This window comes from Streptosporangium sp. NPDC000509, from assembly GCF_042898365.1.
GTDB lineage: Bacteria > Actinomycetota > Actinomycetes > Streptosporangiales > Streptosporangiaceae > Streptosporangium.
Map to the genome: position 1 here is coordinate 158164 of NZ_JBIAYX010000006.1, position 14441 is coordinate 172604.

The 14441-nt window shown below is 70.7% G+C and carries 13 protein-coding genes and 1 pseudogene; 4 read left to right on the plus strand and 10 right to left on the minus strand.

The window, feature by feature from the left end:
* The first annotated feature begins 45 nt into the window (after nucleotides 1-45).
* Complete coding sequence (gatB, locus tag ACFY3D_RS13320) at nucleotides 46-1551, plus strand: Asp-tRNA(Asn)/Glu-tRNA(Gln) amidotransferase subunit GatB (protein WP_350947607.1); 1506 nt, start codon at nucleotides 46-48, stop codon at nucleotides 1549-1551.
* Between the two features lie 191 nt (nucleotides 1552-1742).
* On the opposite strand, the gene ACFY3D_RS13325 is transcribed toward gatB, so the two are convergent.
* The 5 genes from ACFY3D_RS13325 to ACFY3D_RS13345 form a co-directional block, all read right to left on the minus strand.
* Entirely contained in the window at nucleotides 1743-3881 is a 2139-nt protein-coding gene (locus tag ACFY3D_RS13325) for a peptidase domain-containing ABC transporter (RefSeq protein ID WP_362899415.1), read from the minus strand.
* On the minus strand, nucleotides 3878-4384 hold the full coding sequence (locus ACFY3D_RS13330; protein ID WP_389978783.1) for a hypothetical protein: 507 nt from the start codon (nucleotides 4382-4384) through the stop codon (nucleotides 3878-3880). Before ACFY3D_RS13330 ends, ACFY3D_RS13325 begins: the two co-directional genes overlap by 4 nt.
* The gene (locus ACFY3D_RS13335) at nucleotides 4381-5385 is read right to left on the minus strand and encodes a TIGR04500 family putative peptide maturation system protein (RefSeq protein WP_389978786.1); all 1005 of its coding nucleotides are present in this window, start codon (nucleotides 5383-5385) and stop codon (nucleotides 4381-4383) included. Before ACFY3D_RS13335 ends, ACFY3D_RS13330 begins: the two co-directional genes overlap by 4 nt.
* A complete protein-coding gene (locus ACFY3D_RS13340; RefSeq protein WP_389978789.1) occupies nucleotides 5382-6404 on the minus strand; it encodes an MvdC/MvdD family ATP grasp protein in 1023 nt (340 codons plus the stop codon). Before ACFY3D_RS13340 ends, ACFY3D_RS13335 begins: the two co-directional genes overlap by 4 nt.
* Nucleotides 6405-6548: 144 nt before the next feature.
* Nucleotides 6549-6686 carry a putative ATP-grasp target RiPP gene (locus tag ACFY3D_RS13345; RefSeq protein WP_350947614.1) on the minus strand — a complete coding sequence of 46 codons (138 nt, stop codon included), beginning with the start codon at nucleotides 6684-6686 and terminating at the stop codon, nucleotides 6549-6551.
* A gap of 413 nt (nucleotides 6687-7099) precedes the next feature.
* On the opposite strand from ACFY3D_RS13345, the gene ACFY3D_RS13350 reads away from it, so the two are divergent.
* Complete coding sequence (locus ACFY3D_RS13350) at nucleotides 7100-7483, plus strand: SH3 domain-containing protein (RefSeq protein WP_350947615.1); 384 nt, start codon at nucleotides 7100-7102, stop codon at nucleotides 7481-7483.
* A 90-nt stretch (nucleotides 7484-7573) separates the two neighbouring features.
* On the opposite strand, the gene ACFY3D_RS13355 is transcribed toward ACFY3D_RS13350, so the two are convergent.
* Nucleotides 7574-7831 (minus strand): SDR family oxidoreductase, encoded by a 258-nt coding sequence (locus ACFY3D_RS13355; protein ID WP_389978792.1) that lies wholly within the window; start codon nucleotides 7829-7831, stop codon nucleotides 7574-7576.
* Nucleotides 7832-7862: 31 nt separating this feature from the next.
* Between ACFY3D_RS13355 and ACFY3D_RS13360 the strand changes: the two are divergent.
* Nucleotides 7863-9067, plus strand: a pseudogene (locus ACFY3D_RS13360) (RNA-guided endonuclease InsQ/TnpB family protein); the annotation flags it as partial.
* 6 nt (nucleotides 9068-9073) lie between these two features.
* Here ACFY3D_RS13360 and ACFY3D_RS13365 read toward each other — a convergent pair.
* The 4 genes from ACFY3D_RS13365 to ACFY3D_RS13380 form a co-directional block, all read right to left on the minus strand.
* Nucleotides 9074-9199 carry an SDR family oxidoreductase gene (locus tag ACFY3D_RS13365; protein WP_389979188.1) on the minus strand — a complete coding sequence of 42 codons (126 nt, stop codon included), beginning with the start codon at nucleotides 9197-9199 and terminating at the stop codon, nucleotides 9074-9076.
* A 202-nt stretch (nucleotides 9200-9401) separates the two neighbouring features.
* Complete coding sequence (locus ACFY3D_RS13370) at nucleotides 9402-10895, minus strand: tripartite tricarboxylate transporter permease (RefSeq protein WP_362921036.1); 1494 nt, start codon at nucleotides 10893-10895, stop codon at nucleotides 9402-9404.
* Nucleotides 10896-11594 carry a tripartite tricarboxylate transporter TctB family protein gene (locus ACFY3D_RS13375; protein WP_389978796.1) on the minus strand — a complete coding sequence of 233 codons (699 nt, stop codon included), beginning with the start codon at nucleotides 11592-11594 and terminating at the stop codon, nucleotides 10896-10898.
* The gene (locus ACFY3D_RS13380; protein ID WP_362899433.1) at nucleotides 11594-12559 is read right to left on the minus strand and encodes a tripartite tricarboxylate transporter substrate binding protein; all 966 of its coding nucleotides are present in this window, start codon (nucleotides 12557-12559) and stop codon (nucleotides 11594-11596) included. Before ACFY3D_RS13380 ends, ACFY3D_RS13375 begins: the two co-directional genes overlap by 1 nt.
* Before the next feature lie 171 nt (nucleotides 12560-12730).
* Here ACFY3D_RS13380 and ACFY3D_RS13385 point away from each other — a divergent pair, with 171 nt between their 5' ends.
* Entirely contained in the window at nucleotides 12731-14431 is a 1701-nt protein-coding gene (locus tag ACFY3D_RS13385) for an ATP-binding protein (protein ID WP_389978799.1), read from the plus strand.
* Nucleotides 14432-14441: the final 10 nt, after the last annotated feature.

A 14441-nucleotide genomic window follows, 5' to 3' on the forward strand; every position in this document is an offset into this window, starting at 1 on the left:
GAGGGACGAGCGCTCCGCGTAGCGAGCGAGGAGCGGTGAACGACAATGAGCGCTGAGACGTTGATGCCGTACGACGAGGCGCTGGAGCGCTTCGAGCCGGTGCTCGGCCTGGAGACGCACGTCGAGCTGGGTACGGCGTCGAAGATGTTCTGCGGCTGCCCGACCGCGTTCGGCGCCCCGCCGAACACGCACGTCTGCCCGGTCTGCCTGGCGCTGCCCGGCTCGCTGCCGACGGCGAACGCCGCCGCGATCGAGGCGACGATCCGCATCGGTCTCGCGCTCAACTGCTCCATCGCCGAGTGGTGCCGCTTCGCCCGGAAGAACTACTTCTATCCGGACATGCCGAAGAACTACCAGATCAGCCAGTACGACGAGCCGCTCTGCTTCGACGGCTACCTCGACGTCGAGGTCGACGGCAAGACCGTCAGGATCGAGATCGAGCGCGTCCACCTGGAGGAGGACACCGGCAAGTCCACCCACGTGGGTGGCGCGACCGGCCGCATCCACGGCGCCGACTACTCGATCGTCGACTACAACCGGGCGGGCATCCCGCTGGTGGAGATCGTCACCAAGCCGATCCCGGGGACCGACAGGCTCGCCCCCGAGGTCGCCCGCGCCTACGGCACCGAGCTGCGTGAGCTGGTGCGCGGTCTCGGTGTCTCCGACGTGCGCATGGAGGAGGGCTCCATGCGCTTCGACGTGAACGTCTCCCTCATGCCGCGCGGCTCCTCGGAGTGGGGCACCCGCACCGAGACCAAGAACGTCAACTCGCTGCGCAGCGTCGAGCGTTCCGTACGGGGTGAGATCGAGCGTCAGGCCGCGATCCTGGCCGACGGCGGCCGGATCATCCAGGAGACCCGTCACTTCCACGAGAACACCGGCACCACCACCTCGGGACGGTCCAAGGAGGAGGCGCAGGACTACCGCTACTTCCCCGAGCCCGACCTGGTGCCGATCGCCCCCGACCCCGCGTGGGTCGCGACCCTCAAGGCCGCCCTGCCCGAGCTGCCGGGCGCGCGGCGCAAGCGGCTCCAGCAGGAGTGGGGCGTCTCCGACCTGGACATGGCCTCCATGCACAACGCCGACGCCATCTCCCTGGTCGAGGCGACGGTCGCCGCGGGCGCCCCGCCCGCGGACGCCCGCAAGTGGTGGATGGGTGAGCTGGCCCGCCGCGCCAACGAGGCCGGGCTCCCGCTGAGCGCGCTGAGCATCACCCCCGACCAGATCGCCAGGGTGTGCGCGATGGTCGCCGGGGGAGCGTTGAACGACAAGCTGGCCCGCCAGGTGCTTGAGGGCGTGCTGAACGGTGAGGGCTCCCCCGACGAGGTGGTGGCCGCCCGCGGCCTGCAGATCGTCAACGACGAGGGCGAGCTCATGGAGATCATCGACCAGGTCCTGGCGAGCAACGCCGACGCGGCCGACAAGGTCCGCAGCGGCAAGGTCGCCGCCGTCGGCGCCCTGGTCGGCGGTGTCATGAAGGCGAGCAGGGGCAAGGCCGACGCGGGCCGCGCCCGCGAGCTCATCCTGGAGCGCCTCGGCGTCTCCGGCTGACCGGGCGATCCGCGTGCGGGGTCTCCCGGAGGCTCACGCGACGGGCTGAGAGTGGCCCGCGCGTGAGGCTTCCGGGAGGCCCACGCGCAAGGTTCCGCGAGGAACTCGCGCCGGCGTCCTGGAGGTCGCGCCGGAGGTTCCAGGGCCGGTCCGCGCGAAGGTCTCTTCGATGTCGCGCGGGGTGCGTGAGGTTAGTTCGATGTGGTCTGGGCGGTTACGAGTTCGGCGTACTTGCCGGCGGCGGCCATCAGTTCGTCGTGGGTGCCGCGTTCCACGACGCGTCCGGAGTCGATCACCAGGATCAGGTCGGCGTCCCTGATCGTGCTCAGTCGGTGGGCGATCACGATGCGGGTCTGGGTGAGCCAGAACAGGTTGGACTCGATGGTCGCCTCGGTGGCGCTGTCCAGGTTGCTGGTGGCCTCGTCGAGCAGCAGGATCTTCGGTCGCGGCAGGATCGCGCGGGCGAGCGAGAGCCGCTGACGCTGGCCGCCGGAGAGACCGCCGCCGTCGGTCAGCACCGTCTCGTACTTCATCGGCATGGCCATGATCTCCTCGTGCAGCGCCGCCACCTCGGCCGCGGCGACGACCCGCTCCAGGGGGGCGTCGGGGAGGTTCAGTGCGATGTTCTCCCTGATCGATCCGCTGAACAGGGAGGAGTCCTGGCCGACCACACCGAACTGGCGGCGCAGGGTGCGCAGGTTGAGCTCGGAGGCCGGAACGCCGTCGTACAGGATCTCGCCCTCCACCGGGGTGTGCAGGGTGAGCAGCAGCCTGGCCAGCGTGCTCTTGCCGGAGCCCGAGGCGCCCACCAGCGCGACCTTCTGCCCCGGCCGGATGGAGACCGAGACGTCCCTCACCACCCACGGGCCGCGGGGGTCGTGCCGGAAGCTCACGCCGCGCAACTCCACCGCGCCGCGCAGCCGGAGCACCTCGATGCCTTCGCTGGGTTCGGGTTCCGAGGCCAGGATGTCGGAGAGCCGGTCGAAGTGCGCGCCCGCCTGCTGCAGGCTCTGCAGGCCGGTCATGAGCGAGCCCAGCGGGGTGAGGGCGCCGAGTGCGATGGCGTTGAGCGCGATCAGCGCGCCCACGGTCAGCTCCCCGTCGAGGACCCGCCAGGTGCCGAGCCACAGCAGGCCGAGCGGGGCGACCACCCGGATCGCGGACAGCGCGGCCTCCACCAGGCCCCGGGTGAGGCCGCTGCGCACGTCGGCGTTGAGCTGCTCGGTGAAGTGGGCCGACCACTGCTCCACCGCCCGGCTCTCGGCCCCGGATGCCTTCAGCGTCTCGATGCCGGTGATCGCCTGGATGAGGCTGCTCTGCGACGCGGAGTAGGCGGTCAGCTCCCGCTGGGTGAGGAGGTTGATCCGGCGGGTGGTGGCCAGCACCAGGAGCCCCTGAGCCACGACCACCCCGGTCAGGGCGAGCCCGAAGACGGGATCCCAGATGTAGACGAGCACGAGGTAGCCGATGGCGAGCGGGCCGTCCAGCAGCGCCGCCACGATCTGGCCGGTGAGGATGTCGCGCAGTGTGGAGACGCTGGCGGCCCTGGTCAGCAGGTCACCCTTGCCGCGCTGCGCGAAGTACCGGTACGGCAGCGTCACCAGGTGGCCGATCACCCCCTCGGTGAGTTCCTGGTCGGCGCGGGCCCGTACCGCCACCAGCAGCGCCGCCCGCAGGTAGCCGATCACGAACTGGGCCACCCCGGCCAGCAGCACGGCCCCGCCGAGGAGGGGGAGCAGGTCCGCTCCCCGGGAAGGGATGACCTTGTCGATCAGCAGCTGGGAGAGCAGGGGCAGGGCCAGGCCCAGCAGTTGCAGCAGCAGCGAGGCGGCGATGACCTGCGCGAGCAGGCCGCGGCGGCGCCGGAACAGGGTGCGGACGAACTCGCGCCGCCAGGCGCTCGCCATCGAGGACGTGCCGCGATGGAACCCCTCGCCGGGTTCGAAGACCAGCAGTACGCCGGTGAACCCGGCGCCGAACTCCTCCGCGGTGAGGCGGCGGCGGCCCCGCCCGGGATCGACGAGGTCAACCCGGTCGGGTGACCAGCGCTCGACCACCACGAAGTGGTTGAACTCCCAGTGCGCGACCGCGGGCAGCGGCACACGCGCCAGGTCCTCGGGTGCGAGGGAGAAGGCACGCGCCTTCAGGCCGTGTTCGCGGGCGCCCTCCACGATGGCCTTGGCGCTCAGCCCGTCCCTGCCGACCTGCAGCCGTTCGGACACCTGGTGCAGCGTGGTGCGGTGGCCGTGGTGGCAGAGCACCATCGCCAGGCACGCCGCGCCGCACTCGGTGACGCTGTTCTGCAGCAGGACCGGTACGCGGTTCCTCATCCGCCCGCTCCCAGCACGAGCGTGATCAGCGTGGCACCGGCCGCGAGGACGGCGGCCACCACGATCCACAGCAGCAGGAACGACGGGCCGCTGATCACCAGCGGCATCTTGGCGGCGGCGCGGGAGTCGGCGTGCCGGCGCAGCGCCTCCTCCCGGTAGATGGGCCGCCCGTGACCGCTCCCCGAGGGGGGACCGGCCGGTGCGGACGGCGTCGGCGCGGCGGGGCCGGCCGCGGAGGAGGGCCCCCCGGGGCCGGTGGTGGCCGGGGGACGCGTCCGGGGGTCGGTGGCGTCGGCGGCGGTGGAGGGCTGCGTCCGCGTCTCGGTGGCGTCGGCGGTAACGGGAAAACGCGTTCGGGGGTCGTCGGCGTCGGCCGCGGGGTGCGGAGGGGAGGCGGGAGGGGCGTAGGGGGGCCGCGTACGGTACCCCTCGCTGTCCTCCCAGTTCCGCACCCGGTGCCGGCCGGGCGCCGGGACGGCCTGTGTGCTGTCCGGATCGATCACGACCAGTGCCACTCGATCGTGGCCGAGGCGCGACGTTCCGCCAGCCAGCGGGCGAACGCGGCGCGTCCGGCGGCGGCGAGGGTCTCGGCGTCGCCGGTGGCCGCGCTCCTGGACAGGACGGCGCCGGTCAGGAAGCCGCCGTCGGGCAGCTCCACCGGGCCGACGACCCGGCCGGGCGCCGCGCCGCGCAGTGCCTCGGGCAGATCCGTCTCCCAGCGGGTCGCGAAGGTCACCACCGTCTCCTCCGCCGACGTCCCCTCCCCGAACGAGGTCAGGGCGGCGAGGAGGTCGGTCGTGCCGGCGGCGGACACCTTCTCCTCGCCGGTGACCCACACGGCCCTGACCCGGGCGAAGGCGCCGGGGTTCGCGGCCAGGTGGCCCGGGGCGAGTTCCGCCTCCTTGTCCCGGCGGAAGCGGCGGCGGCGGGCGATCTCGGTGATGTACGCCTCGAACCGCTCGCCGGACATCCCGGCCTCGGTCATCCAGGCCAGGGTCGACGCGCGGTCGTGCAGCCCTCTGCTCCTGCGGAACTCGTCGGCCGTCGCCTGGAGGTCGGCGGCGGTGAGCGGCTCGGTGCCGGCGGCCTCTTCGGTGGCCTCGACGAGCAGGCACTGGTCGACGATCTCCTGGTACGGCGACGCGTCCCTCCGGGAGAGCGAGCGCAGCATGGTCAGCGCCTGGGGAACCGTCACGTCCACGTCGTTGACGCTGACCAGATACCCGGCCGCCCAGTGCGTCGAGTGGTCGATCAGCCAGGGCACCCCGTCCTCGGCAGGGGAGGTCAGTGCGACCGTGCCGCCCTCGGGATGGTCGAGGAGCAGGTCGTAGTCGACCACCGGGGTTCCGGGGCGCCGGTCGACGACGAGCTGTGCCCGGATCTCCGGGTGCCGCGCCGCCCACTCGCCGACGGCACGGTGGGCGTCGGCGACGCCCGCGTCGCGGCGGGGCAGCGTACGGAGCAGGGAGACCCCGGATCGCAGGGCCTGCGCGAAATCGGTCACGGTTTCTCTCCGTCCATGAGCCAGCCCGCGATCGCGTCGCTGACGGGCAGTCCGCTCCACAGTTCGACGAACCCCCATGCGCCGTTGGAGTTCAGCTCCAGGAAGACGTACTCGCCGCCGGGGGTGACGATGAGGTCCAGGGCCGCGTAGGTGAGTCCGACGTCGGCGACCAGCCGGGCGCAGCGCGACGCCACCTCGGCGGGCAGTTCGTGTACGCCGTACCTGACCCGGTCGTTGTCGTAGTGCCGCCAGTCGTCCCTCGCCGCCCGGGAGGCCGACGCGTCGATCTCCGCGGCGAACACGCGCTCTCCCACGACGATCACCCGCAGCTCGACCGCCTTGGGAACGTAGGGCTGCAGGATCACCGGTTCGTCCTGGAGGCGGTGCCGGGAGGTCAGGTGGCGGCGGGTGACCACGGTCGTGAACGCGCGGTGCTCGGCGCCGTCGACCTGGAACGGCTCGGCGGTGATCTGCTTGGCGACCAGCCGTTCCGCCGATTCGTACGCGCCCGCGAGTTCGGCGGGGTCGTTGGTGTAGACCGTGTCGGGTACGGAGAAGCCCAGCTCGATCGCACGCGCCATGTGGAAGATCTTGTTGTGCGCGCGGCGTTCGTCCGCCCGGCGGCCGGGCAGCCAGCGCGCGGGCAGGAGGCTCCACACCCCGTCCAGCATGAACTCCGCCTGCCGGTCGACGTGCGCGCGGTGACTCGGCTCGGTCACGGTGTCGGCCGCGGAGGGCGCGCTCGGACGGCTGCGCCAGACCGCGGTGATCCGGGACAGGTCGATCGTCTCCGCGCCGGTGTCCAGCAGCAGCCGTCGTTCCCCGCCGGCGAACGACGCGGTGATCCGGCTGCGGCTCGGGAAGTCACCGGTGTCCCACCACAGCACGGGCGTCCCCGAGCAGGTCGCGGTGGTGTTCGCGTCGCGGTCCGCTCCCACCAGGTGAGCGCCGCGCCGCCGGAGTGCGGCCACGACCCTCTCGACCGCCCCGTCACCCCGCCTGCTGATGATCAGAATCACTGTCCGGTCCCGTCTCGAAGGCGCGGCGGAACGGGTCTCCCGTCCCGCCGCGCCGTGTTCGTCCGATGCGCCGAGGGCCGGTCCGCCTCACCGGGGGGAAGGTCCCGTCGGTGGGCCGGCCCGATCAGCCGCTGGATCCGCGGACTAGTACTGCCACCACTCGCACGGCAGGTCCTTCTTCCACGCGCTGACCGACCACTTGCCGCCGGACACCTCGCCCAGCTCGGCCTCGGCGAGCTCGGCACCCTCGAAGGGCAGGTCGTCAATCGTGATCTTCGACATGATCATTCCTCTCGGCCGCGTCGTCGCGACCTCGGCTGGTCCTCCGGCCTCGGTGTCGAGAACCGGTCACCGGGTTGCCGCTTTCGGCTCCCGGTTCTACGGAGGAACCTAGGAACGATCACTTGTAGACCACTTGTGTTCCGCTTGGGAGCGCGAGGGGCCGGGCGCCGTGGCCGCCCGGAGCGAGGCCTGCGACGCGACCCGCACCTCCGGCGGGACCGGCCCGGTGACGGATGTCGAGGATCCTTCCGGTCGCCTGCATGCCCTTAATCGGAAGGGCCTCTTTTATGTGGTAATTCACATTTCTGAAACTGAACAGGTGTTGACGAAATTCTTGATGGCTTGCACAGTAATCACTGCAGTCTCACCTTTAACTCCGGTATGACCTGACCTCACGATCGGAAGAACGTCCAATGAAAAAGCTTCTGGCATTCGCCGCCGCGACGTTGACGGCCGCCGCGGGGATGGCCGTTGCGGCCGTTCCCGCTCATGCGGACCCGGTGAGGAGCGCTTTCGTCCTGTCGGCGGCCCCGGGCGTGGACGCGGTGGTGGTGGCGGACGGGGTGCGCCTGCGATCGAGCGCGGGAGGCTCAACGGTCATCGGCTATCTCTACTACGGCGATTACGGGCAGATTCTCAACCCGAACTCGACGGGCGGCTGGTGTAACTTCCGGCTGGGCGCCAGGTCGGCCTCGGGATTGCCCTCCGGCACCACGGGATGGGTTTCGTGCAGCTATCTGGCGAGGGAGGACGGCTTGAAATTCAACGGACCGGCCGTCGACACCCTGCGGGAATAGCCTTTTTTCCCGAACTTTCCCGGACAAGACCCGGCCGCCCGGCTCCCCACAACCGGGCGGCCGTTTCCCGTCGCCGGCCCTTTTTCGTGGTCAGGCCGTGGTACCCGTGTCGACGGTGATGGTGGCGCCGGTGATGTTCCTGCCACCATCTCCGGCCAGGTGCGCGACGGTGGCGGCGATGTCACCGGGGTCGCAGTAGCGGTCCAGGGCGGTGAGGCGCCGTTCCTCCTCCGCCTCGGGGCGTCGACGGGGTTCATCGAATGCCTCCAGCGTGGATACTCCGGCCTTCAGGCCGGAGAGGAAACGCGGCACGGTGCCGCACGGACCTGGAATCGAATACACATCCATTCTTAGCTGATCTTGCGTTAGTATGTGAGACGTGGCGCAGACCGTGAAGCGGGCGTTCAAGTTCCGCTTCCACCCGACCCCCGAGCAGGCCGAAGAGCTTGCCCGGACATTCGGCTGCGCTCGCCTGGTCTACAACAAAGCCCTCGAAGAACGCACCCGCGCCTACACGCTGCAAGGCCGTCGCGTCTCCTATGTGGAGTCGTCGGCCGCGCTCACGCGGTGGAAGAAGACCGACGACCTCTCGTTCCTGAACGAGGTGTCCTCGGTGCCGCTTCAGCAGGCATTGCGCCACCTTCAAGCGGCATTCACCAACTTCTTCGCCAAGCACGCGAAGTACCCGACGTTCAAATCCCGAAAGAAGTCCCGCCTCAGCGCCGAGTACACCCGCTCGGCGTTCACCTACCGCAACGGCCAGCTCACCCTGGCGAAGATGGACGGTCCGCTGAACATCGTGTGGTCGCGCCCCCTGCCCGAGGAGGCGCAGCCGTCCACGGTGACGGTGTCGAAGGACGCGGCGGGCCGCTGGTTCGTCTCCATCCTGTGCCAAGACACCATCAGGCCGCTGGAGCCGACGACCAACGTGGTCGGGATGGACGCGGGCATCACGGCACTGGCGACGCTGTCGACCGGAGAGAAGATCGTCAATCCCAAGCACGAGCGGGCCGACCGGCGCAAGCTCGCCAAAGCTCAACGCGACCTCTCCCGCAAGGAGAAGGGTTCGGCGAACCGGGCCAAGGCGAAACTCAAGGTCGCCCGTGTGTATGCCCGCATCGCCGACCGTCGCCGAGATCACCTGCACAAGGTCACCACTCGTCTCGTCCGTGAGAACCAAACGGTCGTGATCGAAGACCTCACCGTGCGCAACATGGTGAAAAACCACAGCCTGGCCCGCGCCGTCTCCGACGCCTCCTGGCGCCAGATGCGCTCGATGCTGGAGTACAAAGCCGCTTGGTACGGGCGCGAACTGGTGGTCGTGGACCGGTTCTTCCCGTCTTCCAGGTTGTGTTCGGCGTGCGGCACCCTCCAGCGGTCCATGCCGCTGAACGTCCGTGATTGGGTGTGCGCCTGCGGCGCGGTCCATGACCGGGATGTCAACGCCGCCAAAAACATCCTCGCCGCCGGGCTGGCGGAGAGGTAAAACGCCTGTGGAGCCGGTGTAAGACCTCAAAGGGGGATCCTCCTGGCGGGCAACCGGCGGTGAAGCAGGAAATCTCACGGGTGACCGTGAGGACTCCCCTCCCTTCAGGGAGGGGAGGAGGTCAACTCGGTGTCGGTCGAGCCGGGTTGGACGAGGTTGGCCGTGATGCCCTGCGGGCCCAGGTCCCTGGCGAGCCCTTTCGGCAGGCCGACCAGCGCGGACTTGCTCATCGCTTAAAAGGTCCACCCCGGGTACGGCACGCGTTCCGCGAGGCTGCTGCCGATTTCCTGCACGCCCTCGCCGACGCACTTCTCGCCCCGCTCACCGCCCCGCTGCTCGCCCACCGCCTGCGCGAGCACGGAGCGGAAACGGAAACGGGCACGGACCTCCGTCCGTGCCCGCGTGTGCCGCACCCGGTGCGGCCGGTTCCGGTCAGGCGCCGCGGCGGGCGGCCACCTTCCTGATGAGGGGCGTGAACAACGCCAGAAGCGAGATGACCAGCAGCGTCGCCGCGATCGGGCTCCTGACCAGGACCGTCACATCACCCGCGCCGATCGCGAGGGCCCGGCGGAGCTGGATCTCGGCCATCGGGCCCAGGATCAGGCCGATCACCGCCGGGGCCACCGGCAGGCCGAAGCGGCGCATCGCGAAACCGAGCATGCCCAGGACGTAGAGGATGACCAGCTCCACCCAGGAGGAGTTCAGCGCGTAGACGCCGAGGGCCGCGAACAGCACGATCCCCGAGTAGAGGTAGGGCCGGGGGATCTGCAGCACCCGCGCCCAGATCGGGGCGAGCGGCAGGTTGAGCACCAGCAGCATGGTGTTGCCCACGAACAGTGAGGCGATCATGCCCCAGACCAGCGCCGGGTTGTGGTCGAACAGCTGAGGGCCCGGCTGCAGCCCGTACTGCTGGAAGGCCGCGAGCAGGATCGCGGCCGTCGCCGAGGTGGGCAGGCCCAGCGTGAGCAGTGGGACGAGCGTGCCCGCCGCCGAGGCGTTGTTCGCGGCCTCGGGACCGGCGACCCCCTCGATCGCGCCCTTGCCGTACTCCTCGCGGGCGACCCCGCGCGCCAGCCGCTTCTCCACCGAGTACGACAGGAACGTGGGGATCTCCGCGCCGCCGCCGGGCAGCGCGCCGAACGGGAAGCCGAGCGCGGTGCCGCGCAGCCACGGCCGCCAGGAACGCGACCAGTCGGAGCGGCCGAGGAACGCCCGGCCGACCGGGATCACCTCCGGCCGGTCGTGCCGCAGCCGCGAGGCGACGTAGAGCACCTCGCCCATGGCGAAGAGCCCGACCGCGACGATCACCACGTCGATGCCGTCGAGCAGCTGGGGGACGCCCAGGGTGAGCCTGGCCTGCCCGGTCTGCTGGTCGATGCCGATGAGCCCGACGACCAGGCCGAGGCCGAGCGAGGCGAGCCCCCGTACGACGGAGCGGGACAGCACCGACGACACCGCGGTGAAGGCGAGGACGGCGAGCGCGAAGTAGTCCTCGGGGCCGAAGGAGATCGCGAAGTCCACCACCAGGGGCGCCGCGACGACCAGCAGCGTGGTGGCGATGGTGCCCGCGACGAACGAGCCGATCGCGGCCGTCGCCAGCGCCTGGGACGCCCGGCCGCGTTTGGCCATCTTGTTGCCCTCAAGGGCGGTGATCATCGAGGAGCTCTCGCCGGGCGTGTTGAGCAGGATCGAGGTGGTCGACCCGCCGTACATGCCGCCGTAGTAGATCCCGGCGAACATGATGAACGCGCTCTCCGGAGGGACGGTGAACGTGATCGGCAGCAGCAGTGCCACGGTCATGGCGGGGCCGATGCCGGGCAGCACGCCCACCAGAGTGCCCAGCGTGACGCCCACCAGCGCGTAGAGCAGGTTCACCGGGGTGAGCGCGGTCACGAAGCCGTCCAGCAACAGCCGCAGGGAGTCCACTCAGATCACCCCGGACAGCAGCCCGGCCGGCAGCGTCACGCTGAGGCCCTTGACGAACAGCAGGTAGGTGAGGAAGGACACCAGGATCGCGATGCCCCCCGCGCGCAGCCGCCGGGTCGCCCCGAGGGTCACGGACAGGCCGAAGAAGAGCAGCGCGCCCGCGATGATCCAGCCGAGCAGGTCGAGCAGCCCGGTGAAGGCCAGGAAGATCACGCTGACCAGCGCGACCGTACGCCAGTCCGCCCGCGCGGCCGAGTCTGCGTCCTCGCTGTCCTCGGCGTCCTCGGGGTCGCCGTGACCTCCCCTGAGCACGTCGATCACGTAGAACAGCCCGATCAGCAGCATCGCCCCCCCGACGAGGGCGGGGAAGAACCGGGGGCCGAGACCGAGGACGGAGCCCGCGGCGGTGACGTCGGCGGTACCGACGATCACGAACGCTCCCAGCGCGAGGACCAGCACCGCCAGTCCCAGCTCGGGCCGCCGCCACGACCACCCGGCCGCGGTCGCCGCCCCGCCTCCCGAAGGCGAGCCGGAATCCAGGGCGGGATCGGGGCCGGAACCCGAGCCGGAATCCAGGGCGGGATCGGCGCCGCCGTCGCCCACGCGGGTGACGGCGGCCGGTTCGGATCCGGTGCCGGCCGTACCGGCACCGGTCGCGCCGGTGCCGGTACGGTCGGACGGGTCTTCCACGGGAGGCATCAGGAGACGAGGCCCATCTCCGCGATGATGCCCTTGACCTTGGTCTGCTCGGCCGCGAGGAAGTCGGCGAACGGCTGACCGGTCTGGAAGACGTCGGCCCACCCGTTCTTGAGCACCGCCTCCTTCCACGCGGAGGACTCGTGCATCTTGGTGACCAGGTCGGTGAGGCTCTTCTTCGCCTCGTCGTCCAGCCCGCCGGGCGCGACGAAGCCCCGCCAGTTGGCCAGCTCCACGTCCAGACCCCCCTCCTTGAGAGTGGGCGCGTCGACGTTGCCGAGCCGTGCCGGAGAGCTGACGCCGAGAGCGCGCAGCTTGCCGGACTTCACGTGCTCGGCGAACTCGCCGATGCCGGAGATCCCCATCGCGACCTTCTCGCCGAGCAGCGCGTTGAGCGCCTCGCCGCCGCCGGAGTGGGCGATGTAGTTGACCTGCCTGGGGTCGATGCCCGCGGCCTTGGCCATCAGGCCCGCCACGATGTGGTCGGTGCCCCCGGCGGAGCCGCCCGCGATGGCGATCTTCGTCGGATCCGCCTTCCACGCCGTCACCAGCTCGCCGAGCGTTTTGTACGGCGACCCCGCGGGGACCACGACGATCTCGTACTCCTCGGTGAGCTTCGCGATCGGCGTGGTGTCGGCGAGGGTGACCTTCGACTTGTTCTGCTCGATCGCGCCGACCATGACCAGGCCCATGGTCATCAGCAGGTCACCGTTGCCCTTCTCGCCCGCGAGCTGGGCCAGGCCGATGGTGCCGCCCGCGCCGGGCACGTTGTAGACCTCGATCTTGCGCGACGGCTCGGCGGTCTTGAGCGCCTCGCCGGCGACGCGGGAGGTCTGGTCCCAGCCGCCTCCGGGTGAGGCCGGAGCCATGATTCTCAGCGCGCTCGTTCCCGAGCCACCATCGGAACCGCAGGCGGTGAGGGCGGCGAGGGACAGCACCGCGAGGGCGGCCAGTCTCCGAAGTCGCATGGTCAGCTCCAAACAAACGTCAACAAAGCGTGGTGAGGATGCTGACCCCGGGAGGTCACCCTGTCGATGCTTTGCGTGGTTGCCGTCGTATCGGTCGTATTGGTCACACGTCCTCGACCGCGCCGTTATCTCCGACTGCTTTCATCGAGGTCTCCGACCAGGAGTCAACTCGTGCGACGCTTACTCGACGCCTCGCTCGGCACCCAGCTCTTCGTGCTGCAGACCGTCATCGTGTTCCTCGCGGTCGCCGGTACGGCGGGTGTCTGGATGGAGCACACCCGCGCCCTGCTGGACCGGCAGTACCGGCAGCGCGCCCTGGCGATCGCCGAGTCGGTGGCGGGGCTTCCCCAGGTGCGCGAGGCGTTCGCCCTGCCCAGGCCCGAGCTGAGCCTGCAGCCGATCGCGCTCGGGGTGCAGGCGGCGACCGGCGCCGACTACGTGGTGATCGCGAACCGCGACCAGATCCGCTACGCCCACCCCAACCCGAACCTGATCGGCAAGAGGCTGTCCACCGACGGCTCGGAGATCCTCACGAACGGGCGGCGCTGGACCGGCGTCCAGACGGGCACCCTCGGACGCTCGGTACGCGGCAAGGCCCCGATCTTCGACTCCTCGGGGCGGGTCATCGGCCTGGCCTCGGTCGGGATCCTGGAGGAGCGTCTCGCCGACCAGCTCGGCGAGGCGCTCCCGCCGCTGCTGTGGACGGTCCTCGCCGTCCTCGTCGCCGGGTCGGCCGCCGCCGCGCTGATCGTCCGGCGGGTACGCCGCCAGACGTTCGGCCTGGAACCGGGAGAGATCGCGGCCCTGCTCGAACAGCGCGAGGGCGTGTTGCACGGCGTCAAGGAGGGGGTGCTCGCCCTCGACCTCCAGGGAAGGGTCACGCTCGTCAACGACGCGGCGCGCGAACTGCTCGGACTCTCCCGGCACGACGTCGGCCGGAGCCTGCGGGAGATGCCCCTGTCCGACCGGATGCGGGACGTGCTCGACGGGGTGGACCCCGGCGACGACAGGGTGGTGCTCCACCGAGACCGGGTGCTCGTACTCAACCGGACCCCGGTGGCGGTACGGGAACTGCAGAGCGGCTGGGTGGTCACCCTGCGGGACCGTACCGAACTGGTGCGCCTGACCCGCGAGCTCGACCGGGCCAGCACCACGACCGGCGCGCTGCGCGCGCAGGCCCACGAGTTCGCCAACCGGATGCACACCGTGGTCGGCCTGCTGGAACTCGGCGAGTACGAGACGGCCGTCAGCTACATCACCCAGACCACCGAGGCCTACAGCAGGCACGCCTCCGGCATCAGGGAGAAGGTCGCCGATCCGACGCTGGCCGCCCTGCTGCTGGCCAAGTCGGCCGAGGCGGCCGAGCGGGGCGCCACCCTGGTGCTGTCCGACGACTCCCGGGTGGAGGAGGGCATGCTCGGCGACCCGCACGACGCGGTCCTGGTCGTCGGCAACCTGGTCGCCAACGCCCTCGACGCGCTGCAGGAGACCGGCGGAACGGTGGAGGTCTCGGTCCGTACCGAGTCGGACGGGCTGCGCGTCCGGGTCGGCGACTCCGGTCCCGGGGTCACCCCCGGCCTGGTCCACGAGGTGTTCAGGGAGGGCTTCACCACGAAGGCGGCCCACGCGGGACCGCGCGGCCTGGGCCTCGCACTCACCCGCCAGACGTGCGCACGCCGGGGCGGCTGGGTGCGGGTGCACAACGCGGGCGGCGCCGTCTTCACCGCGCTCCTTCCCACCAGGGAGCCCGCCCCGCCCACCGCGGAAGGAGCCCTCGGTGGGTGGGGCGATCGAGCGCGGCCGGCGCCCGCCCCGCCTCTCGCGGAAGGAGCGGGGGAATCCGCCTCCACGGAACGGAAGGTGCCGAGTTGACCGGGGACAC

Excerpts from the sequence above, each read along its gene's own strand:
- gatB (WP_350947607.1), top strand. The coding sequence starts at position 46 with ATGAGCGCTGAGACGTTGATGCCGTACGACGAGGCGCTGGAGCGCTTC.
- ACFY3D_RS13325 (WP_362899415.1), bottom strand. The coding sequence starts at position 3,881 with ATGAGGAACCGCGTACCGGTCCTGCTGCAGAACAGCGTCACCGAGTGC.
- ACFY3D_RS13345 (WP_350947614.1), bottom strand. The coding sequence starts at position 6,686 with ATGTCGAAGATCACGATTGACGACCTGCCCTTCGAGGGTGCCGAGCTC.
- ACFY3D_RS13350 (WP_350947615.1), top strand. The coding sequence starts at position 7,100 with ATGAAAAAGCTTCTGGCATTCGCCGCCGCGACGTTGACGGCCGCCGCG.
- ACFY3D_RS13355 (WP_389978792.1), bottom strand. The coding sequence starts at position 7,831 with ATGGATGTGTATTCGATTCCAGGTCCGTGCGGCACCGTGCCGCGTTTC.
- ACFY3D_RS13365 (WP_389979188.1), bottom strand. The coding sequence starts at position 9,199 with ATGAGCAAGTCCGCGCTGGTCGGCCTGCCGAAAGGGCTCGCCAGGGAC.
- ACFY3D_RS13375 (WP_389978796.1), bottom strand. The coding sequence starts at position 11,594 with ATGCCTCCCGTGGAAGACCCGTCCGACCGTACCGGCACCGGCGCGACC.
- ACFY3D_RS13380 (WP_362899433.1), bottom strand. The coding sequence starts at position 12,559 with ATGCGACTTCGGAGACTGGCCGCCCTCGCGGTGCTGTCCCTCGCCGCC.